The sequence below is a fragment of the Priestia endophytica genome (assembly GCF_026790145.1).
Classification (GTDB): domain Bacteria; phylum Bacillota; class Bacilli; order Bacillales; family Bacillaceae_H; genus Bacillus_I; species Bacillus_I endophytica_A.
On record NZ_JALAMS010000018.1, the window covers coordinates 102,794 to 122,972 of the forward strand.

Annotated in this window: 26 protein-coding genes and 1 pseudogene; 17 read left to right on the forward strand and 10 right to left on the reverse strand. The window is 36.3% G+C overall.

The features are described 5' to 3' along the window. The first annotated feature begins 9 nt into the window (after positions 1 to 9). Entirely contained in the window at positions 10 to 258 is a 249-nt protein-coding gene (locus MOC86_RS14290) for a hypothetical protein (RefSeq protein ID WP_268584759.1), read from the forward strand. Between the two features lie 75 nt (positions 259 to 333). Further along, a complete protein-coding gene (locus MOC86_RS14295; RefSeq protein WP_268584760.1) occupies positions 334 to 702 on the forward strand; it encodes a VOC family protein in 369 nt (122 codons plus the stop codon). Between the two features lie 27 nt (positions 703 to 729). Here the strand turns inward: MOC86_RS14295 and MOC86_RS14300 are convergent, their stop codons facing one another. Both MOC86_RS14300 and MOC86_RS14305 read right to left on the reverse strand, forming a co-directional pair. Next, complete coding sequence (locus MOC86_RS14300; RefSeq protein ID WP_268584761.1) at positions 730 to 1,128, reverse strand: hypothetical protein; 399 nt, start codon at positions 1,126 to 1,128, stop codon at positions 730 to 732. 69 nt (positions 1,129 to 1,197) lie between these two features. After that, positions 1,198 to 1,803: a LysE/ArgO family amino acid transporter gene (locus MOC86_RS14305; protein ID WP_268584762.1), complete on the reverse strand. Its 606-nt coding sequence runs from the start codon at positions 1,801 to 1,803 to the stop codon at positions 1,198 to 1,200. Between the two features lie 125 nt (positions 1,804 to 1,928). On the opposite strand from MOC86_RS14305, the gene MOC86_RS14310 reads away from it, so the two are divergent. The 3 genes from MOC86_RS14310 to MOC86_RS14320 all read left to right on the forward strand — a co-directional run bounded on the left by MOC86_RS14310 (position 1,929) and on the right by MOC86_RS14320 (position 5,840). Beyond that, positions 1,929 to 3,392 carry a PLP-dependent aminotransferase family protein gene (locus MOC86_RS14310; RefSeq protein WP_268584763.1) on the forward strand — a complete coding sequence of 488 codons (1,464 nt, stop codon included), beginning with the start codon at positions 1,929 to 1,931 and terminating at the stop codon, positions 3,390 to 3,392. 70 nt (positions 3,393 to 3,462) lie between these two features. Continuing rightward, complete coding sequence (locus MOC86_RS14315) at positions 3,463 to 3,975, forward strand: YfiT family bacillithiol transferase (RefSeq protein WP_268584764.1); 513 nt, start codon at positions 3,463 to 3,465, stop codon at positions 3,973 to 3,975. A gap of 65 nt (positions 3,976 to 4,040) precedes the next feature. Further along, positions 4,041 to 5,840 carry a right-handed parallel beta-helix repeat-containing protein gene (locus tag MOC86_RS14320; RefSeq protein WP_268584765.1) on the forward strand — a complete coding sequence of 600 codons (1,800 nt, stop codon included), beginning with the start codon at positions 4,041 to 4,043 and terminating at the stop codon, positions 5,838 to 5,840. A gap of 55 nt (positions 5,841 to 5,895) precedes the next feature. Here MOC86_RS14320 and MOC86_RS14325 read toward each other — a convergent pair whose 3' ends face one another. Next, the gene (locus tag MOC86_RS14325; protein ID WP_268584766.1) at positions 5,896 to 6,945 is read right to left on the reverse strand and encodes an NAD(P)/FAD-dependent oxidoreductase; all 1,050 of its coding nucleotides are present in this window, start codon (positions 6,943 to 6,945) and stop codon (positions 5,896 to 5,898) included. 200 nt (positions 6,946 to 7,145) lie between these two features. Here MOC86_RS14325 and MOC86_RS14330 point away from each other — a divergent pair, with 200 nt between their 5' ends. From MOC86_RS14330 to MOC86_RS14340, 3 genes are all read left to right on the forward strand, one after another. Continuing rightward, positions 7,146 to 8,153 carry a FecCD family ABC transporter permease gene (locus tag MOC86_RS14330; RefSeq protein WP_268584767.1) on the forward strand — a complete coding sequence of 336 codons (1,008 nt, stop codon included), beginning with the start codon at positions 7,146 to 7,148 and terminating at the stop codon, positions 8,151 to 8,153. Then, positions 8,150 to 9,163, forward strand: coding sequence for a FecCD family ABC transporter permease (locus MOC86_RS14335; RefSeq protein WP_268584768.1), 1,014 nt, complete (start codon positions 8,150 to 8,152; stop codon positions 9,161 to 9,163). The genes MOC86_RS14330 and MOC86_RS14335 overlap by 4 nt, the downstream gene beginning before the upstream one ends. A gap of 95 nt (positions 9,164 to 9,258) precedes the next feature. Continuing rightward, on the forward strand, positions 9,259 to 10,152 hold the full coding sequence (locus MOC86_RS14340; RefSeq protein ID WP_268584769.1) for an NAD(P)/FAD-dependent oxidoreductase: 894 nt from the start codon (positions 9,259 to 9,261) through the stop codon (positions 10,150 to 10,152). A gap of 44 nt (positions 10,153 to 10,196) precedes the next feature. Here the strand turns inward: MOC86_RS14340 and MOC86_RS14345 are convergent, their stop codons facing one another. Both MOC86_RS14345 and MOC86_RS14350 read right to left on the reverse strand, forming a co-directional pair. Beyond that, a complete protein-coding gene (locus MOC86_RS14345) occupies positions 10,197 to 10,715 on the reverse strand; it encodes a GNAT family N-acetyltransferase (RefSeq protein ID WP_268584770.1) in 519 nt (172 codons plus the stop codon). 147 nt (positions 10,716 to 10,862) lie between these two features. Continuing rightward, the gene (locus MOC86_RS14350) at positions 10,863 to 11,066 is read right to left on the reverse strand and encodes an alpha/beta-type small acid-soluble spore protein (protein ID WP_268584771.1); all 204 of its coding nucleotides are present in this window, start codon (positions 11,064 to 11,066) and stop codon (positions 10,863 to 10,865) included. 144 nt (positions 11,067 to 11,210) lie between these two features. Between MOC86_RS14350 and MOC86_RS14355 the strand changes: the two genes are divergently transcribed. Beyond that, positions 11,211 to 11,603 carry a VOC family protein gene (locus tag MOC86_RS14355; RefSeq protein WP_268584772.1) on the forward strand — a complete coding sequence of 131 codons (393 nt, stop codon included), beginning with the start codon at positions 11,211 to 11,213 and terminating at the stop codon, positions 11,601 to 11,603. On the opposite strand, the gene MOC86_RS14360 is transcribed toward MOC86_RS14355, so the two are convergent. Both MOC86_RS14360 and MOC86_RS14365 read right to left on the reverse strand, forming a co-directional pair. Next, positions 11,598 to 12,050 (reverse strand): DUF523 domain-containing protein, encoded by a 453-nt coding sequence (locus MOC86_RS14360; protein WP_268585079.1) that lies wholly within the window; start codon positions 12,048 to 12,050, stop codon positions 11,598 to 11,600. The genes MOC86_RS14355 and MOC86_RS14360 overlap by 6 nt on opposite strands. A 141-nt stretch (positions 12,051 to 12,191) precedes the next feature. Further along, the gene (locus tag MOC86_RS14365; protein ID WP_019395326.1) at positions 12,192 to 12,596 is read right to left on the reverse strand and encodes a hypothetical protein; all 405 of its coding nucleotides are present in this window, start codon (positions 12,594 to 12,596) and stop codon (positions 12,192 to 12,194) included. A gap of 169 nt (positions 12,597 to 12,765) precedes the next feature. Here MOC86_RS14365 and MOC86_RS14370 point away from each other — a divergent pair, with 169 nt between their 5' ends. From MOC86_RS14370 to MOC86_RS14380, 3 genes are read left to right on the forward strand one after another with little or no spacing between them, the layout of a single operon-like run. Next, on the forward strand, positions 12,766 to 13,311 hold the full coding sequence (locus MOC86_RS14370; RefSeq protein WP_268584773.1) for a TetR/AcrR family transcriptional regulator: 546 nt from the start codon (positions 12,766 to 12,768) through the stop codon (positions 13,309 to 13,311). Between the two features lie 12 nt (positions 13,312 to 13,323). Then, positions 13,324 to 13,683 (forward strand): DMT family transporter, encoded by a 360-nt coding sequence (locus MOC86_RS14375; protein ID WP_268585080.1) that lies wholly within the window; start codon positions 13,324 to 13,326, stop codon positions 13,681 to 13,683. Continuing rightward, on the forward strand, positions 13,680 to 14,072 hold the full coding sequence (locus MOC86_RS14380; RefSeq protein WP_268584774.1) for a YvaD family protein: 393 nt from the start codon (positions 13,680 to 13,682) through the stop codon (positions 14,070 to 14,072). Before MOC86_RS14375 ends, MOC86_RS14380 begins: the two co-directional genes overlap by 4 nt. Here the strand turns inward: MOC86_RS14380 and MOC86_RS14385 are convergent. Further along, entirely contained in the window at positions 14,069 to 14,731 is a 663-nt protein-coding gene (locus MOC86_RS14385) for an MBL fold metallo-hydrolase (RefSeq protein WP_268584775.1), read from the reverse strand. The two genes, MOC86_RS14380 and MOC86_RS14385, sit on opposite strands and share 4 nt — an antisense overlap. A 108-nt stretch (positions 14,732 to 14,839) precedes the next feature. Here MOC86_RS14385 and MOC86_RS14390 point away from each other — a divergent pair, with 108 nt between their 5' ends. Continuing rightward, on the forward strand, positions 14,840 to 16,183 hold the full coding sequence (locus tag MOC86_RS14390) for an MATE family efflux transporter (protein ID WP_268584776.1): 1,344 nt from the start codon (positions 14,840 to 14,842) through the stop codon (positions 16,181 to 16,183). A gap of 30 nt (positions 16,184 to 16,213) precedes the next feature. On the opposite strand, the gene coaA is transcribed toward MOC86_RS14390, so the two are convergent. After that, positions 16,214 to 17,149 carry a type I pantothenate kinase gene (gene coaA, locus MOC86_RS14395; protein WP_268584777.1) on the reverse strand — a complete coding sequence of 312 codons (936 nt, stop codon included), beginning with the start codon at positions 17,147 to 17,149 and terminating at the stop codon, positions 16,214 to 16,216. Between the two features lie 215 nt (positions 17,150 to 17,364). Here coaA and MOC86_RS14400 point away from each other — a divergent pair, with 215 nt between their 5' ends. Further along, positions 17,365 to 17,589 (forward strand): DUF3951 domain-containing protein, encoded by a 225-nt coding sequence (locus tag MOC86_RS14400; RefSeq protein ID WP_268584778.1) that lies wholly within the window; start codon positions 17,365 to 17,367, stop codon positions 17,587 to 17,589. A gap of 61 nt (positions 17,590 to 17,650) precedes the next feature. Here the strand turns inward: MOC86_RS14400 and MOC86_RS14405 are convergent, their stop codons facing one another. After that, positions 17,651 to 18,601 (reverse strand): D-2-hydroxyacid dehydrogenase, encoded by a 951-nt coding sequence (locus MOC86_RS14405; protein WP_268584779.1) that lies wholly within the window; start codon positions 18,599 to 18,601, stop codon positions 17,651 to 17,653. A 146-nt stretch (positions 18,602 to 18,747) separates the two neighbouring features. Between MOC86_RS14405 and MOC86_RS14410 the strand changes: the two genes are divergently transcribed. The 3 genes and pseudogenes from MOC86_RS14410 (at position 18,748) to MOC86_RS14420 (ending at position 20,077) form a co-directional block, all read left to right on the forward strand. Beyond that, on the forward strand, positions 18,748 to 18,894 hold the full coding sequence (locus MOC86_RS14410) for a CsbD family protein (RefSeq protein ID WP_268584780.1): 147 nt from the start codon (positions 18,748 to 18,750) through the stop codon (positions 18,892 to 18,894). Between the two features lie 169 nt (positions 18,895 to 19,063). Next, positions 19,064 to 19,462, forward strand: a complete 399-nt coding sequence (locus MOC86_RS14415; RefSeq protein ID WP_268584781.1) for a hypothetical protein — start codon at positions 19,064 to 19,066, stop codon at positions 19,460 to 19,462. A gap of 136 nt (positions 19,463 to 19,598) precedes the next feature. Further along, positions 19,599 to 20,077, forward strand: a pseudogene (locus MOC86_RS14420) (site-2 protease family protein). Positions 20,078 to 20,179 lie beyond the last annotated feature (102 nt).

The following is a 20,179-nucleotide window of genomic DNA, read 5'->3' on the forward strand; positions in this document are numbered from 1 at the left end:
AGATGGAAAATGAAAAAATGGCTTTTCTTACTTGTGTTTGTTTTCTCAACTTTAACTTTACAAGCATGTGCTCCTAGTAAAGGGGATCCTTCTACATCAAACCGGAAAGAAGAAAATGAACAAAAAGACGGAAAAGGGGAAGAATCAAAACAGGAAAAAGAAAACGAGAAGAAAGAGAACAAAGAATTAAATATGGACGATTACCAAGGTGACAGTGATGATAGTGACGAGAAGAAAAAGAAAAAAGATGATGATTAATCGTGTACTTTACTCTAGGCGTGCTTCTTCTTTTTGATTACAATAAAGAGAGCTGAAAAAGAAAGAAGGGTACATATGCTATTTTCATTTTCTCGTATTGACCACGTTCAACTTACAGGGCCAAAAGGGTGTGAAGAAAAAGCAAGGCGCTTTTACAATGGAGTTTTAGGTTTGAAGGAAATTCCAAAGCCGTCAAGTGTTAAAAGTAGTGGGGGATGCTGGTTTGTGATAGGAACACAGGAAATTCATATTGGCATTGAAGATCCGTTCACACCGCCAGTTAAAGCTCATCCTGCGTTCGTTATTCAAAATATAGAAGAGTTAAGAAATCATCTCAAGGAGCAGGGAATTGAGATAAAGGAAGATCGTCCAATTGCAGGAAGAACGCGTTTTTTCGTTCGTGACCCTTTCGGTAACCGCCTTGAATTTCTAGAATATGAATAAGCGCAGGAAATCTCCTGCGCTCATATTCTAAAGAGGTAATGAAAAAGCAATATAGTCTAGAACTAAAGCTTGTTCTTTCTCATCATCTGAAACATGCTGTTTTTTAACGGCTGCTGAAAGAACATCTCCAACTGTTTCATATTCCTCAAAGTGTTCTTCAACTGTTTTAATAAAAGAATCTTGACCAAAAGCAGAACTTAACGCATCTGGCAGCTGTTTTGCAGTATTGCTGACCGCTTCTAACAGTTCTTTTTTATCAACAGAGAGATTTGTTGCTGGCTGTATTGTTCCATGACTTTCTTTGTGCTCAAGTGGTGTTTGTTTTTTTGCATTGATGACGCTTTGTTGTTCATCTGTAAATGAAAGATGTGAAATGCCTTCATTAAGCTGTTGCTCTTGTTCATTTGTTAGTTCAGTTGTAGCCATGATATCTCTCCTTCATTTTCAGTGTTACATAAAAAATACCACAATCAGAGAAAACTAAACGTCCTACGCTTAGAAAGAATATATAATCATATAAATAACAATCCCCCAAATGATAAGTGCGGCACTTTTATTTAATAGGTAGACGGTTTTTCCAGAGGAATCAATGGTTTGGACAAAACGACCTGCAACAGCCAGAAAGAAAAACCATACCCATGAAACTAAAATAGCAGCAAGCGTAAACCAGATTTTATTTTCTCCGCTATAAAGAAGCGAGTTAGAACCAATAACTCCAACTGTATCTAAAAGAGCATGAGGGTTAAGAAGAGAAACGGAAAGGGCAAAGCTTATCTGTTTTTTTGAAGATAAAGCCTCTGTTTTTTCGCTCTCTTGCTGCTTTGTTTGCCAAATTGTCCATCCCATATAAGTTAAAAAGATAATTCCACAGCTATAAAGCACAGTTTTTAAAAAAGGGACTTGCAATAACAAGATGGAAAGGCCCAAAACAGAAGTTAAAATAAGGACTGTATCACATACTGAAGCAGTAATGACAGAAGGGAAAGCTTTTTTTAAAGAGGGTTGACTTCCTCCTTGATTAAAAATAAATACATTTTGAACTCCAAGTGGCAAAATAAGCCCTAAAGCTAAAAAAACTCCATGAATAAATGCTTCAATCATCATTTTCTCACCTTTTCTTTATGGTCTTTCTATAGAATAGTAAAAGAAAAAGCTCTTGTCCCCATCCATTTAAGAGGGCATTAACCCAACCAAATGCTAAAATAAAGAAAGGAGGTGGTGGATTTTTGGATTGGAAGCCAAATCGTTATGAAGAGAAACCGCTATATAAGCAAATTACAGACTATATGAAAGAGAAAATTGAAAGAGGAGAATGGGGATATGATACAAAAATCCCTTCACAGCGGGATCTTGCCTCTCGGTTTAATGTGAATAGGAGTACAATTGTCTCCGCTCTTCAAAATCTAATAGCGGAAGGATATGTCGAAGGAGAGTATGGGGGAGGAACAAAGGTCACATATGGAAAATGGGAGAAGCAATCACCTTTGCCAAATTGGACCGCATATATTGAAAAAGGGAGTCACTATCCAAATCAGCCTTTTATTCAGAAGATTAATCAATATGAATTTGAAAAAGATCTGATTCGGTTAGGAACAGGAGAATTAAGCGCGGATTTACTTCCGAAAAAGCTTTTTCAACAGTTAATGAGTTCCGCAGATGAAACAGACTTTCATCTCGGCTACTCTGAGCCTAAAGGGGATTTGCAGTTAAGAGAAGCGATTAGCAAACGATTGCGAGAAAAAGGAATTTATACAACACCGTCTTCTATTTTAATCGTTTCAGGAGCCCTTCAAGCTATCCAACTTCTGTCACTTAGCTTATTAGAAAGATCAGCCCGTATTTTAGTAGAACGTCCTTCTTATTTATATTCAGTAAATGCGCTTCAGTCTGCTGGAATCAAATTAATTGGAATCGAAAGAAGCATGAACAAACCTCTATCAATTGAAAAAGTGGAACAGTTAAAAAATCGTTTTGATCTTTCCCTGTTTTATGTGAACCCAACGTTTCATAATCCAACAGGAGCTTTAATGGGTGAAGACGAAAGAAAAGCACTTGTTGAAAACAGCATTCGCATGGGGCTTCCTATAATTGAAGATTCAGCATATGAAGATTTATGGATTGATGAAAAGCCTCCTCTTCCGCTTAAGAGCTATGATAAAAGTGGACAAGTTCTTTATTTAGGAACGATGTCCAAGTTAGTAAGTCCAGGGCTAAGGATAGGATGGGTTGTTGGACAAGAGGGAGTTATTGAACGTTTAGCAGATACAAAGATGCAAACAGACTATGGATCAAGTACAGTTTCACAATATGTTGCTAGAAGGTGGATGTTAAGCGAACAATATGAAGAACATAGCGCATATGTACGAAAGGTGTTAAAAAAAAGAAGGGATTTTATGAAATTTCTTCTAGAATGCTATTTTTCACATCTTGCTACATGGACCATACCAAAAGGCGGATTTTATATATGGATTGTGTTTCACTTTCGTTTGAACTTTGATAAGTTATTTAAAAAAGGAGTCGAAAAAGGTATTTTAATTACCCCTGGACATATATACGACAGATTAGATCGGACATCGCTGCGTCTTTCATATTCTTATGCTTCATTAGAAGAAATGGAGAAGGGACTTAGAATACTAGCAGAGCTTATTGAAAAAGAAGTACCGATCCAGAAAAAGGAAAATAAGCTGTAATACAGCGAGAACATAAAAATAAATTTTATCGATGAAGACGTTTACGTATAAGCATTGGGAGGGAAAGGAAATGAAAAGACGTTATCCAATTGGAACATTTGTTAAGCCAAGTGCGTTCACTCAAGAAGATAAGAAATCTTACATAGATGAAATAAAAAACTTGCCAGAGCGACTAACAAAAGCTGTTGAATCTCTTGAAGAAAGAGCACTTGATAAAGCATATCGTGATGGTGGTTGGACGATTCGCCAAGTTGTGCATCATGTGGCAGACAGTCACATGAACAGTTTTATCCGATTTAAGCTAGCGTTAACAGAAGAAAATCCGACAATTCGTCCGTATGATGAAGGAAAGTGGGCAGAACTTTCAGATTATAAAGCAGAAGTGCATGAATCTTTGCTTCTTCTACAAGCACTTCATAGACGCTGGGTAACCCTTCTAGAAAGGATGACTAAAGAAGATTACGGGCGAACGTTTAGACATCCTGAAACAGAAGAAACGCTAACATTATACGAAGCTCTTGCTCTATATGCATGGCATGGAAATCACCACCTTGCACACGTGAATATAGTTGGAGAGAAATAAGAGTGTAAAATAAGATCAAAAAAGTAGAATGTAATTAAAAATTGATGAGTTGTGAGGTGGCTTTCATGATTAACGAAAACGTTCTTTTGGTGTCCAAGACATCTTCTGATTCTTTTAGGTCTGTTAGTGAGGCAATTGCCAATGCAGACAATGGAACCAAAATTATCATTGAACCTGGTATATATTATGAAAATGTCCCTCTTAAGATTGACAAAGAAATCTCCCTTGTTGGACATGGACATCCCTCTGAAGTAATTGTTTGTAATATTTTAACGCCAGTTGCGTCTGTCTATGCGAAAAAAGCAAAAATCCAAAATATAACCTTTTACCGCGGTACAGAAAAGAAACAAAGCGATTTTGGAGTTGTGGTCTTAGCTGGAGAGAGTGTTTTTGAAAATTGTCATTTCATATCTGAAACAGCTTACGGTATAAAAGTTGCTGGAATAGAAGCAAACCCATTTTTTAAAAACTGTCAGCTTTATTTCTGTAATGGAGTTGGAGCACATCTGACAAGCAATGCAAAAAGTCGATTTGAGAATTGTTCTATTTATCACAATAAGGGTTCAAATGTTGTTGCAGATAATGGGGCACATCCTTCCTTTGAAAACTGCCGTATTTGGGGAAGCAAGCAAACAGGTGTGTATGCGAGTGAAGAAAGCATTGTATCTATTCGCTCCTCTAAAATTTTTCAGAATGAGAATACAAATCTTGTTGTAACAGATGAAGCTAGAGGGGATATTTATTCATCCAAAATTTTTGAAGGAAAAACCCGGGGAATTGTCGTAGAAAACAACGGTCATGTTTGGATTGAGCACAGTGATATTTACGAACATCTTCATTCTAATATTGCGGTTCTATCAGATAGTACATTTCGTGCCACTCGTTGCCGTATTCATCATAGCGTATATGAAGGAATTTTTATTACGCAGCGAGGTGAAGCGTTTTTAAAAGAATCCTCTGTTTATAGCAATAAAGGTCATAATGTTTCGGTTTCGGAGAAGGGCCATATAAGTATGAGTGATTCGCAAATTTATGATAGTAAACAAAACGGACTTCTCCTTGAAAAAAAGGGAGAAGGCACGCTTGAGAGATGTGATATTCATCATAATCACTATGCAAATATTAAAATAAGAGAAAAAGGAAGCATAACGGCAAGTGAATGCTCTGTTTACAATAGTGAACAAAATGGTCTTTGGATTAAGGAAGAAAGCTCGGCTTTTTTCTATCGTTGTCGCTTATTTAAAAACGGTTATTCAAATATTCATTCAAGGTTGAACAGCCATGTTACGCTTTCACATTCTGAAAGCTATGAAAGTCGGGAAAATGGCATATGGGCAACAAGATCAGCGAATGTACATTTAAAAAAATGTCATATTTATAAAAATGAAGCGGCAAATGTTCAAGTTGAAAAAAGATCTGTAGTTACAATAGAAGATTGTCATATTTACGATGGAGAGCAAGAAGGAGTTCTCGTTAACGAATGGTCGAAAGTACTTGTTTCACACTCGAAAATTTGTGCTCATGAATGGGATGGCGTTGTTGTAAGGGAAGGAAGCTACCTTTCAATGGAGCATAGCGCTATCTATGACGGTGCACAGCATGGGTTGTTCGTTGAAAGGGAAGGAACGTGTGAAGTAATTCATTGTGAGATTTATAATCAACAAGGTTCAAATGCAGGGGTTGCAACAAAGGGCTTTTTATCTCTAAAAAAATCTTTTCTTCACAACGCGAACAAATTTGGTATTTTTGCTGTTGATGAAGGAGAAGCAACAGTAAGTCAATGTGAAATTCATCATCACAAAGAAGGCGACTTCCGTGCAACTGAAGAAAGTCATATTTATCGAAACGAAAAAAAACAAGAATAAGAAAAAAGGTGAAAAAGCAAGAAGAGCTCTTTTTCACCTTTTTTAAATGAAAAACCTATTTTACAAGTTGTTTTACAAGTTCTTTGTTTCGTTTTTTAAATATTTCATTATGAGAAGATACCATTGCACTTTTATGAGCGGTTGGTTCAATAAACAATTTTGCTTTGTTAACAGCGTTTGCTGCATCTTGAAATGCTCCAGCAATTAAATGCAGTTTTCCCTCATGATGGAGAATATCTCCAGCAGCATAAAGTCCTTCAATAGAAGATTCGCTGTTTGAAGTTCCTGAAATAAAGTAGTCTTTTGCAATATCAACATTAAGATCGCTATTTTTGAGGAGAGCTTGATCTCGTTCATAGCCATGATTAATGATAACTTCGTCAATGGAAACAGTAGTTATTTCACCTGTTTTATGGTCAGTTAACTCAACGTGTTCAACTGTATCTTGTGTATCTGAAGCAATGAGCTTTGTAATAGATGTATTGAAAAAGCACTGAGCAGAGCTGTTTAGTAGTTGTTTAACTTGTGCTTCATGTCCTGTTAGTGATTCTTTTCGGTATGTAACATACACTTTTTTAGCAATTGGCTCAAGCTCATTTGCCCAGTCTACAGCTGAATTTCCGCCTCCAGAAATAATAACGGTTTTATCTTTGAAACGCTGCAGAGACTTTACAGTATAGTTTAAATTTGAAACTTCAAAACGCTCTGCGCCTTGAATGTCTAATTTCTGAGGATTTAAAATACCGCCTCCAACGGCAACGATTACTGTTTTTGAAATATGCTCGTTTCCTGAAGCTGCTTTTAGCACAAAAAATCCTTCTTCATTCTTTGAAATAGAAATAATTTTTTCAGACAGCACAACAGTAGGATCAAACGTTAATCCTTGTTCAATAAGTTGCTCAATTAATTTCGCTCCAGGAACAGGAGTAAGTCCACCAATGTCCCAAATCATTTTTTCTGGATAGACATGCACTTTTCCACCTAATACTGGCTGGTATTCAATAATTTTTGTTTTCATTTCGCGAAGTCCGCTATAAAAAGCTGAGTAAAGCCCAGCTGGTCCGCCTCCAATAATTGTTACGTCAAAGAGTTCTTTTTCACCCATATGTTGTGCACTCCTTTTAAAAAACCAATAGTATTGATTATCATTATCAATTAAATAGTACACCTTTTTTGCTTTTTTTACAATCCTAAATCATATTGACAAGGAAAAAGAACAAGTATAACATTGATAAAGGTTATCAATTAAAAGAGCTTTTTTTAGTTGTTGTCATACATAAAATAAAAAAGATATGAGAGGATATCATGAATAAGAAAAGGGGACGTATTGCTTTTACATATAAAATGATTGTTTGTATTATCATTTTAATTGGCATATTTATAGCAGGCTGTGTATTTGGAGCAGCAGAAACGACCATTAAGGACGTTTGGCTTGCTTTTACTTCAGATGTAAAAAGTGAGCAAATTACAATGCTTCGTGAAATTAGGTTGCCGCGCGAAGTAGCAGCTGTTCTTGTTGGAAGTGCCCTTGCTGTGGCAGGAGCGATTATGCAAGGGTTAACGAGAAACCCGCTCGCAGATCCTGGCCTTTTAGGATTAACAGCAGGAGCGAACGCAGCCCTTGCGATAGCCGTTGCTTTTATTCCGGGCGCAAGCTATATGGGAACAATGATTGCTTGCTTTATTGGAGCTGCTGTCGGGTCTATTATTGTATTTGGAATCGGCTCTGTTAAAGGAGGTCGTTTTTCACCTCTTCGTATTGTTTTAGCAGGTGCTGCCGTTTCTGCTTTCCTATATGCTGTTGCAGAAGGAGTAAGCCTTTATTTTAAAACATCAAAAGATGTCTCAATGTGGACTTCAGGAGGAATGATTGGAACAACGTGGACACAGATAAAATTTATGGCTCCCGTTGTGATAATTGGTATTCTTCTTTCTCTTCTACTATCTAAACAGCTTACGATTTTAAGCCTTAGTGAAGAGGTAGCTGTTGGATTAGGGCAAAAGATTGGGCTTATTAAAGCGCTTCTTTTTATCGTCATTATTTTATTAGCAGGTGCAGCTGTATCACTAGTAGGGAACATGGTGTTCATTGGCCTTATGGTTCCTCACATCGTTCGAACGATTGTTGGGACAGATTACAGGTTTATTTTGCCAATATCAGCTGTTGTGGGAGCTGCTTTCCTTGTCCTTGCCGATTTGATTGGGCGGACGATTAGTGCTCCTTATGAAACGCCTGTAACTGCTGTTGTAACTGTAATAGGATTACCCTTCTTTCTATTTATTGTTCGTAAAGGAGGAGGGAAGTACTTATGATTTCACCATCTTTGCAAAAAAAGCAGCGCTTTTTGTTTAGCTTGTTTGTGCTTGTTCTTTTGATTACTATTTTTATTTGTCTTGGTATAGGTTCTTCTTCTCTGTCGTACAATCGTCTTCTTCCTGTATTTTTAGGAGATGGAACATTTAAAGAAGAATTTATCTTATTTTCTATTAGACTTCCACGCATTTGCATAACTATTTTAGCGGGAATGGCTCTTGCGTTATCAGGCTCTATTTTACAAACGATTACAAGGAATGATTTAGCGGAACCTGGTATTATTGGTATTAATTCAGGCGCAGGTGTAGCTGTAGCTCTTTTCTTTTTATTTTTACCAATTGAAGCTGGCTCATTTATTTATATGCTTCCACTAGCTGCTTTCATCGGAGCGCTTGTAACCGTATTGCTTATTTACTTTTTCTCTTATGATCGTTCGTCTGGCTTACAGCCTGTTCGGCTTGTGCTCGTTGGAGTTGGTTTTTCATTTGCTCTTTCAGGGCTGATGATTGTGCTTATTTCATCTGCAGGACGGGAAAAAGTAGACTTTATTGCTAAATGGATTAACGGTAACATTTGGGGAACAGATTGGCCTTTTGTTTTAGCGCTGCTTCCATGGGTTATTATTCTTATTCCATTTACAATGTACAAAGCAAACAAACTTGATGTTTTAACATTAAGTGAATCAGTTGCAATAGGAGTAGGACTGAGAATTGAAAAAGAGAGAGTTATTCTGCTGTTAGCTTCTGTAGCACTAGCTGCATCAGCTGTCTCTGTTACAGGGGGAATTTCATTTATTGGCCTTATGGCTCCACATATTGCGAAAACGCTCGTTGGACCAAGAAGTAGAATGTTTATTCCACTTGCAATTGTCTTAGGAGGATGGCTACTTTTTGTAGCCGATACAATTGGTCGAAATATTATCGAGCCAAACGGTCTCCCAGCAGGAATTGTCTCTGCACTGATTGGTGCTCCATATTTTGTTTATTTACTTCTAAAGCAAAAAAAATAAGTAAAAAAGGCTTCTGTATATAGCAGAAGTCTTTTTTATGTATAATTTGTTCCCTATTAATGAACGTTAATAAACAATAGAGGAGGGATAATATAATGGTATATGACTGTATCATTGTAGGTGGGGGAATTGCTGGTCTTCAAGCTGCCATTCAGCTTGGAAGATATCGCTATAAAATTCTTGTTCTTGATACAAGTGAAGGTCGTTCAACATTATGCAAAGGATATCATAATTTATTAGGGTGGCCACAAGGAGTAAGCGGTGAAACGTTAAGGAAGCTAGGTCGAAAGCAAGCCTTATCATACGGAGTTGCTTTTGAAGAGGAAAAAGCTGTTTCTGTTGTAAAAAAACAAATCTTTGAAGTACGCACAGAGAAAAACACTTTTGTTGGAAAAACACTCCTATTAGCGACAGGGCTTCGCGATCATTTTCCGCCTGTTTCTTCTTTAAAAGCTTGCCTAGGAAAAAGTATATATGTTTGTCCAGATTGTGATGGGTACGAAATTATTGGAAAGAAAACAGCCGTATTAGGGGCTGGAAAGGCTGGAGCTTCACTCTCATTAGAACTTGCATACTTTGATCAACCCATTACATATATTAATCATGGTAAAGAACTCGATCTAGAAATGCAAAAAACTCTCCACGAACATAACATTTCTATTCTCTCTGGTAGTGTAGCATCTATTAAAGAAGAAAATGGAATAATCAAATCAGCTCTTTTAAAGTCAGGAGAGAAAATAGAAATGGAACGCGCTTTTTTAGCTTTTGTTGGAAATAAAATTCATAATGAGCTCGCCCTTATGCTGGGAGTTGAACATGAAAAAAAGGGACATGTTATTGTTGATCCACGTACGAAAGAAACAAATATAGAAAACGTGTGGGCAATTGGGGATTTAGTTGCTCATTCTCAGCAGGTAGCTATTGCTTTAGGAGATGGAGTACAGGCGGCTATTTGGATTCATAAACGCTTAAAAAAACAAAACAGCTAATCAAAAACCGTACTTTTCAGAAGATGAAAAGTACGGTTTTGTTGTTAGAATGATTTTACGTTTCTTTTTTGTCTGATAAGCTCCCAGTATGTTCGTTCACCACTGTTGCTAGTATTACAGAACCCGCATTTTTCAAGCACTCTTGCTGATGCTTTATTTTCTATCACACATTCAGCAACTATTTTATATATATTTTCCTGTGAAAAGAGCCATGAAATAAATGCTTTTACAACCTCACTTCCATACCCATATCCTCTGTAGTCTGTAACAACTCCGTACCCAATCTCAACATAACCCTTTTGACCAGGATACTCGTAACAGCTTATTTGTCCAACAAGCAGCCTTTGTTTCTTGTGTACAATGAATCTATTCCACTGTTGTTTAAAAGGATGATTAAGAACATCTAGAGCAATGATAGGAAGAAGAAGAGAGTAGTTTGCATTTGGCCACTGAGGAGAGATAGCATAAGGAAAAAGTTTTTCTAAATGTGAGCGACCTTTCAAAACTGCTTGAGCATAGGAACTTTTAAATGAGACGAGCTGCAAGCGCTCTGTTTCAATCATAACATTTCCTCCAGCTTGTTCATTCGCGAAATAACGAGAACCAACAGAACAAAAAAGTATTAAGCTCTTGTCTAAATATAAGGGGGAAGGTAAATGAAAACTATTTTAGATGTTCTAAGAAGAAAAAGAGGGATAAAAAACGTCCCTCTAGTGGTAAGTTGATCCGCCTAATTTTTGTTCAGCCATTTGAATTAAGCGTTTTGTAATTTCTCCACCAACTGAACCGTTAGCGCGAGAAGTAGTATCAGCACCTAGTGTTACACCAAATTCAGAAGCAATTTCATGTTTCATTTGTTCAATAGCAAGTCTTGCTTCATCACGAAGTAAATCATTTGAACGATTGTTAGCCATAAAGATCACCTCCTTTTTTATATAATTTCACCATTTTTTAGAAATATGTATAAAAGAAAATTTTTTTTTGTGGATTATGATAAATCTCAATGTAGGATAGGAGATTTATCGTTATAATGAAAGAAAAAAAGAGAGAGGAAACATATGAATATTAAAGGAATTCATCATGCAGCCATTATTTGCTCAGACTATGAAAAATCTAAGGATTTTTATATGAATGTGTTAGGATGTGAAATGATTCATGAAAGCTATCGGGAGGAGAGAGACTCTTTTAAATTAGACTTAGCAATAGGAAAAAAGGATAGAATTGAACTGTTCTCTTTTCAGAATGCGCCAGAGCGTCCAAACTATCCTGAGGCAAGAGGATTACGTCATCTTGCTTTTGAAGTGGAAAACTTACAAACTTGTATAAAACATTTAAACAAACATGGCGTTCAAACGGAACCTGTAAGAGTGGATGAAATTACAAATAAACGATTTACTTTTTTCAAAGATCCGGATGGATTACCGCTTGAGCTTTATGAAGAAGTTTTATAAGTAGTAAAGATCTTCTTCACTTAGCACGATAATACCCGCTTTGCTTAATAGAGCACTTGTTACACCTTCTCCTTGTATTCTCTCGCCGGTGAACGTTCCGTTGTATATAGATTTGCTTCCACATGATGGACTAAACTGTTTTAAGACAACATGAGTTACCTGGAGTTTTAAGGCCATTTCTAGTGTTTTATAAGCACCTTTTACATAGAGATCTGTCACATCTCTTCCTGACTTTTCAATAACTTTTGCGTCTCCAGCCAAAACGTCTTTACCAGTTCCACCAACAATTTCTGCAGATTGTCGGGGTGTGGAAAATCCACCTAGGAGTTCAGGACAGACGGTAACCGCTTTTTTTTCTTCTACTAAAGAACGTATTTTCTCTTTTAAACGATGAGTGCCGTCATACCGGCACTCTATACCTGCTAAACATGAACTAACTAAAATCAAGAACAACACCTGCACTTTCTCCTCTGGTAGTCAAAGTATAAAATGAGATGGAAAAAACAAGAGGATTTCCAAAAAAGTTGGAAGGTATAGCGAAAAATAAGAAAGGCTAAAAGAGGACGTATAGGTAACAGTTAAAATCCATTATACAGAAGCTTCAGCATAGATTTCGTGTGATAAGGTCATATAAAGATCTTCAAGTTCTTTATGATATTGACGAGTATGATGCATTGTATCCTCAACTGCAAATGAATCCAAAAACTCATGATCAAACATTTCAAATTTTTGAATAAACGCTTCAAGCAACCTTTTGTTCTTTTCAGAAAGGAAGTAATAATATGTATCTTCTATTGTTTCCTTAAGTCGATATGCTCTACTTAATAGTTCGAGAGCAACTTGTCTGCTTGAAATAGATACAGCGGATGGATAGAGATGATTATACGAAATTTTCAAGTAGTATAAAGCATCTGCAGAGAGAGACATAAGCTTAGCGAGCTTGTTACGCAACGCCTTCACTTTACAATCTTTCACTTCGCCATTTTCTGTCAACTAAGATTCCTCCTTATAAATATTTCTTCCCTTATCTCATTCGACACGGCGTCTAAAAACCCTTTTAATATTCAGAAGATTGTGCAGTGTTTAATTAGGAAAAGAGTGGAAAAAACGAATGGTACTAAAAAAACTTTTATGGTACCATTAGTTTTAGGAGGTGGAAAATATGGAAAATAGAATAATGGAGGAAGCAACAAAACTTTTAAAATTAAAAGGAGTAAAATTTACAATGAATGAGCTTGCTACTGAACTATCTGTAAGCAAGCGAACGTTATATGAACATTTTCCTTCTAAAAACCATCTTATCAATAAGATTGTGGACTGCTTTTTGGCGGAAATAAAAGTAAAGGAGGAGAAAATAGCGTTAGATACAACACTTCCTCTCATAGAGAAAATCAAACTGTTACTTGTTTGCGTTCCAGCAGAAGGGGAAGCAATGGATGCAAGACTCCTTCTTGAACTAAAAAGGTATCACTATGATCAATGGGAAAAAGTTCATCTATTTTTAAAAGAAGAGTGGAACATCATAACACATTTATTAGAACAAGCAAAAGATGAAGGAATTCTTAAGGACATATCGATTCCGCTTTTTATTGAAATGTACATTGGAGCTTTTAATAATGCTTATACTTCCTTGCACGAACATAATCTTACGCTAGGGGAGCTTCTTCAACAGATTGTGGAGATTTTAATGAACGGAATTAAAGCTTAGGAGGAGAGAATGTTGCATTGGATATATTTAAGTATAGCGATTATTTTGGAGCTCGCAGGAACTGTAACAATGAAACTAACAAATGGGTTAGAGAAATGGGGGCTTAGCCTCCTTATGCTCTTATTTTATGGAGGAAGTCTTACTTTTTTAACACTTGCCTTAAAAAACATAGAAATTTCAATTGCTTATGCTATTTGGTCTGGAATGGGGATTGTCCTTATTACAGGGGTCGGCTTTCTATATTTTAAAGAAGAAATAAGCATAGTAAAAGTTATCGCTATTCTTTTTATTTTGATTGGAGTCATAACGCTAAACATCACATCAAGCGAGCATGAAGCTTATAAAGATGAGAAAGTTGTGGAAAACAGATGAGATCTCTTCCTTATTTTTTTCTCGTTACAGATATCGGTTTTGTTCTTTATTGGTTGCTCGCGTTTTTTAATTTGATTCCTCTTCACTATGCATTCAAAGATTACGAGAATCCCATTCTTGTAGCATGGAATTGGTCGTTCTTTCCACTAGATATCCTTATTTCAATTACGGGGTTTATAAGCTTAGCTCTATATAGAAGAAACAATAGGAAATGGGAAGCTTTTGCTTTTTGTTCTCTTCTTCTTACTTTTTGTGCAGGACTTATGGCACTTAGCTTTTGGAGTGTAAGAAAAGACTTTGACATCATGTGGTGGGGAGTGAATTTGTTTTTGCTCATTTATCCATGTTTCTTCCTCAAAAGCATGTTCATTTTAAGGAGAAGAAGTTAAAATTCCTGCTTTTGAATGTCTTGAAAAGTTAGAGGACCACCGTGGCCAACATAGATTTTACTTGGTTTCTCATGAATCAAACGTTGAATACTTTTTTGAACAGCATCCATATTATGAGCAAAGTAATGGTGTCTCGGTTTATGAGGAAGAAAAAGGCCACCAATGTGTCCATCCATTAAAAAATCCCCTATAATCATTTCCTTATTTTTTAAAATAACAGAGAGGAAACCGTCTGTATGACCAGGAGTATGAACAACTTTTCCATTTACACCAAAAGGCTTAAGTGAAAGCGTAGTATCTATCATAATATCAGGCGATGTTCCTTTAATTTTACCGTGCAAAAATGGTTTGATAAGGGCTCCCCGTTTTCGGGTCGGCTTTAAATAGGAGTCTTGTCCTTTTTCTAAGGTGCCTACATCTTTTCTGTGAATGGCTACGGGTGCATTAAATACGCTCTTTATCTCATTGATATTACCAAAATGATCAAGATGATCATGTGTTAAAAGAATAAGGGATACGCTGTTTTTCGTTACGCCAAGTTTGTAGAGAGATTGAAGTAAAAAAGTGCTTTTCTTAGGGGCCCCTGTATCAACGATAATTGTTTTTTCTTCTTGAATGACGAACACGTTTGCTCGCCCAACTTTTAATGAATGAATCATCTTTACGCTCCTTTTTAAATGTATTAAAAAATGTGAAGTCAAATAGCATGAATTACCTTCTTCTTTTTGGCATAATAGGGAAAGACAATAAAAAGGGGGAGGATGAATATGGCACGGTATGACTTTACAGAGGGAAATATATTTAAGCAAATGTTATGGTTCTCAACCCCCATTTTACTAACAAACTTGCTTCAGACGTCTTATCAGTTTATTGATAGTTTGTGGGTTGGTAATTTGCTAGGGGCTCAGGCGCTTGGAGCTGTTGCAGTATCAGGTACCGTGATTTTTACGATCTTATCATTTGTCATAGGTGTAAATAATGCTTCATTAACCATTTTATCTCAGCAAAAAGGGAAAGGAAATGAAGAAGGCTTAAAAAACTATTTAAATGCCTTTGTTGTTACGCTTACATGTTTAGCATTTGTGCTTGGAGTTGTTGGTTATTTCTTAGCTCATCCAATTTTAATGATGCTAGGAACGCCGCCATCAATGGTTGATGAAGCTACGTTATACTTAAAGATTAACTTTGTTGGTATTCTCTTTTTGTTTGGCTATAATTTTATCGCAACCGTTTTACGAGCATTAGGAGATAGCCGAACACCATTAAAGTTTGTATGTATTGCGGTTCTTCTTAATACAGTGCTTGTGCCGTTGTTTATTATACAGTTTCATTTTGGAATAGAAGGAGCTGCATATGCAACCCTTATTTCACAAGCGTTTGCTTTTCTGTATGGACTAGCTTTAATGATTAGGAAAAAGCTTGCTCCATTCACAAAGCCAAGTTTACCTCAAAAGGAAGAAATACTGCTTATTTTAAAACTTGGCATTCCTGCAGGACTGCAAATGATGGTGATTTCTTCAGGAGTAATGGCCATTATGAGCGTTGTGACAAGTTTTGGAGAGCATACTGTAGCTGGTTTTGGGGCAGCACAGCGTCTGGATTCGTTGCTAATGCTTCCAGCAATGGCTCTTGGTACAGCTGTTAGCAGTATGGCTGGTCAAAACATAGGCGTTTCAAAGTGGGATCGAGTGCATAAAATTGCTCGGTATGGCGTTTTATACAACTTGGTCATCATGCTTGTTGTTTCTGTTATCATTTTCTTCTTTGCTCATGAAGCTGTTAGTCTTTTTACAAATGACGAGAGTGCTATTAAGTTTGGCGGAGAGTACCTCCAAATTATCGCCTTTTTTTATCCGCTCCTTGGGATTAATTTTATTTTAAACGGAGTTGTCCGGGCTTCGGGAGCTATGATTCAAATTTTACTTTTAAATGTTGTTTCCCTTTGGGTGCTACGCTATCCACTAACATATGGTTTATCGTCTTTTTTTGGAGAGATGGGCATTGGTCTTGGAATGGGCATTAGCTTTTTAATTAGCAGTATCGTTGTCTATTTCTATTACAGATACGGAAAATGGAAAGAAAAAGAACTTTTTAAAAAGAAGAAAATGTGAAAAGAGAGCCACTCTTAGTGGCTCTCTTTTTTATAGTTGCTTCATGCGGATTTTTTCTACTCCATGATCTTGTCCTTTACGAAGGATAAGATCTGCCCGATAGCGGGTTGGAAGAATATTCTCATGAAGGTTCTTTTGGTTAATATCTTTCCAAATGTTTGTTGCTATGTTTGTTGCTTCTTTTTCAGAAAGGCCTGCATAGCGATGAAAATAAGAATCTGGGTTTTGAAAAGATGTTTGACAAAAGATTTTAAAACGTTCTACATACCAACGGAAAATATCAGATTCATCAGCATCTACATAAATCGAGAAATCAAAGAAATCAGACACGGAGAGCTGAGGAGTCTCAAAATTTTGCATTTGTTGGAGAACGTTAATGCCTTCCAAAATTAAAATGTCAGGCTGTGAAATATGAGTATATTCATCTGGAACTCTATCATACAGCACATGTGAATAAAGGGGCGCATTCACATGTGGGTCTCCAGATTTTACAGCTGTTAAAAAATCAATTAAATATTTTGTATCATAGCTTTCAGGAAAACCTTTGCGGTGCATGAGTCCTTTTTCTTCTAATACATGTTTAGGATATAAAAAGCCATCCGTTGTTACAAGATCAACGCGCGGATGTTCAGGCCAGCGAGACAAAAGCGCCTGAATAACGCGTGCTGTTGTGCTTTTCCCAACGCCGACACTTCCGGCAATTCCGATAATGTAAGGTACTTTACTACCTTGTTTACCAAGAAAGTCGTGTGTACCTTTGAAAAGCATTTGAGAAGCTTTTACATAAAGATTTAAAAGACGAGAAAGCGGTAAGTAAATGTTTGATACTTCACGGACGGATAGTTTATCATTAATGCCTCGGAAGTTTTCGACTTCTTCATTTGTTAATGGAAAAGGTGTAACAGAACGAAGCTTAGACCATTCCTTTTCCGTGAACGTTATGTATGGAGAGTATGTTCCATTCATGATTTAATCCCTTCTCTACTACTAATAATGTAATTATAAAAACTATAGCACATAAAAAAGAAGATGAATAGAGGAGAAAGAAAACGTATACAAAATTCAATGAATCTTTCTAGTATTTATCTTCCTTTTTTGTTCATCCATAATTTTTATTTAGTCGATTTTATTGAAACCAACAAAGTGAAGAAAACGTATAAAAACAGAGGAGGGGAAGCTCGTTGCTTTTTTTATCTCTGGTGTTTCTTACTTTTACAATGGTTTTTATTTTGATTATTTTGGTTGCATGCTACAAATTTTTTATTTTAAAACGTACGGTTTCTAAAAGCCACTATACGCCATTTGATTATATTACAGGACAAAATACTGTCGAATTTCATGAAGAAGAAAATAATAGGGAAGAAGATAATGATAATGGAGAAAAATTAAAAAAAGTTCGCTATTAGAGGTGTATTCCATCAAAAGCTTAGAGAGACTTTTGATGAAATACAGCGCCTCTTTGTGAAATTAGTAGCCTTTTTCATAGTCCACTGTATTAATAGAAGGTGTTTTTCCACTGAGATAGTCTTTTACATTCGGAAGAAAAATCTCTTCTACAACTCTCTTCGCATAATATTCAGTAGCGCCAGAAGTATGTGGAGTCACAATCACGTTTGGGAGCTCCCAAAGCGGACTGTTTTCTTCGAGTGGTTCTTGTTCAAAAACATCAAGTCCAGCTCCTGCAATTTCCGCGTTTTGTAAAGCGTGAATAAGTTCTCTTTCATGAACAAGCTCACCTCTGCCAATATTCACAAGAAATGCGGAGTTTTTCATTTGTTTAAACTGCTCTTCACCGAACATTCCGTGCGTATCTTCAGTGAGAGGAAGTGTAATCACAACATAATCACAGTGAGGCAAGAAAGAAGAGAGATCTTTTGTTGTATACATTTCATCAATATACTTTTCTTCTTTACTTGAGTGGCGAAGACCTAGCGTTTTCATATTAAAAGCTTTCGCGATTTTAGCCGTTTCTTTACCAATGGCGCCCATTCCAATGATGCCAATCGTTTTCTCGTGAAGTTCTAAGCTCAATCCACTATTATGCCACTTTTTCTCAAGCTGATTTCTTACATATGTATGAATTTTTCTTGTTAAAGATAAAAGAAGTCCAAAAATAGTTTCTGAAATAGGATAAGCGTGAACGCCGCTTGCTGTAGAAAGTAAAACCTTCTTTTCTTTAAGTTGTGGAAGTGGAAGTGTATCAACACCAGCGCTCCAGCTTTGTAAAAAGCGAAGGTTCTTAAATTCTTCAACATTCATCTCTTTTCTCCAACCGAGCATAACTTCTGCTTTTTCCACGTAGTTTTTCCATTTGCTTTGGTCTTTTTCAATAATTACATGGAATCCTTCGGCAACTTCTTCAATTGCGGAACGGTATTCTTCGACATCGTGTACGATAAGCATTGTTTTCATATTCATTCCTCCTTAGAGATAGTCTATCATAAAGCTCTTTTCAATCAGAATTTATAATATGTTTGATTTTTTTTAGAGGGGGAAAAGAAAAAGTAACAATTTAAGAAGGAGAAGGTGATGTAGATGAGTAAAACAACGGACTTAGTGAAAAAGTGAAAAGTGCAGTGAATAAAGTAAAAGGAGAAACAAAAGATCAAGTCGGAAATGCCACGAATGATCGTCATATGCAGAATGAAGGTAAAAAAGATAAATTAAAAGGCGATGTTCAAAAAGAAATTGGAAAAGTAAAAGATCGCTAAAATAAGCTCTTCTCTGAAGAGAAGAGCTTATTTTATGTGAAAATGATTTAACAGAGGTATAGGTCTTTAGATAGAGGTGAAGAGGAAAAAGAGTCTTTTTTACTATCCAATATCTTACTTTATCTCTTTATAATGGAAAGATAGAGTTGTATGGAAGGAAGGATAAGATATGGCAAGACAGCAAGGATTAGAGCATCTTACACATGAGATTAGCGATGCTGCACATAAAGTAGGAGATGCGCTACATCATGTGAGTGATACAGTAGGAGAAGCAATTGAGCGAGAGTTTCTAAAAGCAAAATATTTAGCACAAGCTCTTGTCCTTGAAAGCTATGCAAACACGGTAAGAAGAGCTGTTAACAACTTCAATGAAGGAGCTCAAGAAAACGTAAATGCTTGTGGTGTGCATGCGAGTTCTTGGCTTGGACATCAAAAAGACGTTTACATAGAGCATCAGACTCAGCTTACAACAAAGTTTCAAAAGGCAAATGAAACAAGCTCCACTCTTATTCAAAAACTAGAAACACTTGCTGCTGACTTACGGAGCAAGGCTAAAAATATAGCATAGCACATGTAAAGAACACATCCTTGTGTTCTTTTTTTCTTTTCTGCATAAAGAAAAAAGGAAAAAAAGGTGGAATGTAGGAGAGAAAAGGAAACTTTTTATAAAGCTTCCTTCCATTAAGTTAACAGGAGGGACCATCATGTTTGGGTTTGAAGATTTACCAAAGTTTTTTTTTCCTTTTTAATTGTCCTTCCACTTGTTGCTGTTACTCATCAACTAGGACATTCAGTCGTTGCTATTCTTTTTGGAGGAAGAGTAGATTTTACAATTGGTCGTGGTAGAACGATTTTTAAGAAGGGGAAATTTAAAATTAAGTCTATTTATTTTTTAGATTCCTTTTGTGTTTATGAAGAATTAAAGATTGATAACCGATTTACACATGCTCTTGTATATGCAGGAGGATCAATTGCTAACCTATTTTCTATTTTGATTACAAATGGATTAGTCATGTATAGTACAGTAGAACCTTCTCTATTTTCTTATCAGTTTGTTTATTTTTCTGTCTACTATATTGCATTCTCTCTTTTGCCTATTAAGTTTTCAGAAACAACGTCAAGTGATGGGCGAGTGATCTATGATGCACTTCGCTACGGAAAGATTGCCTGTAATCCAGACTGAGTCTAAGTTTTGCGTAATAAATAAAACATGAAGGAATTTCTCAGCGTGAGATAAAATGATGAAGAGATAATGAAAAAGCTCCTTACATGAAAGTAAGGAGCT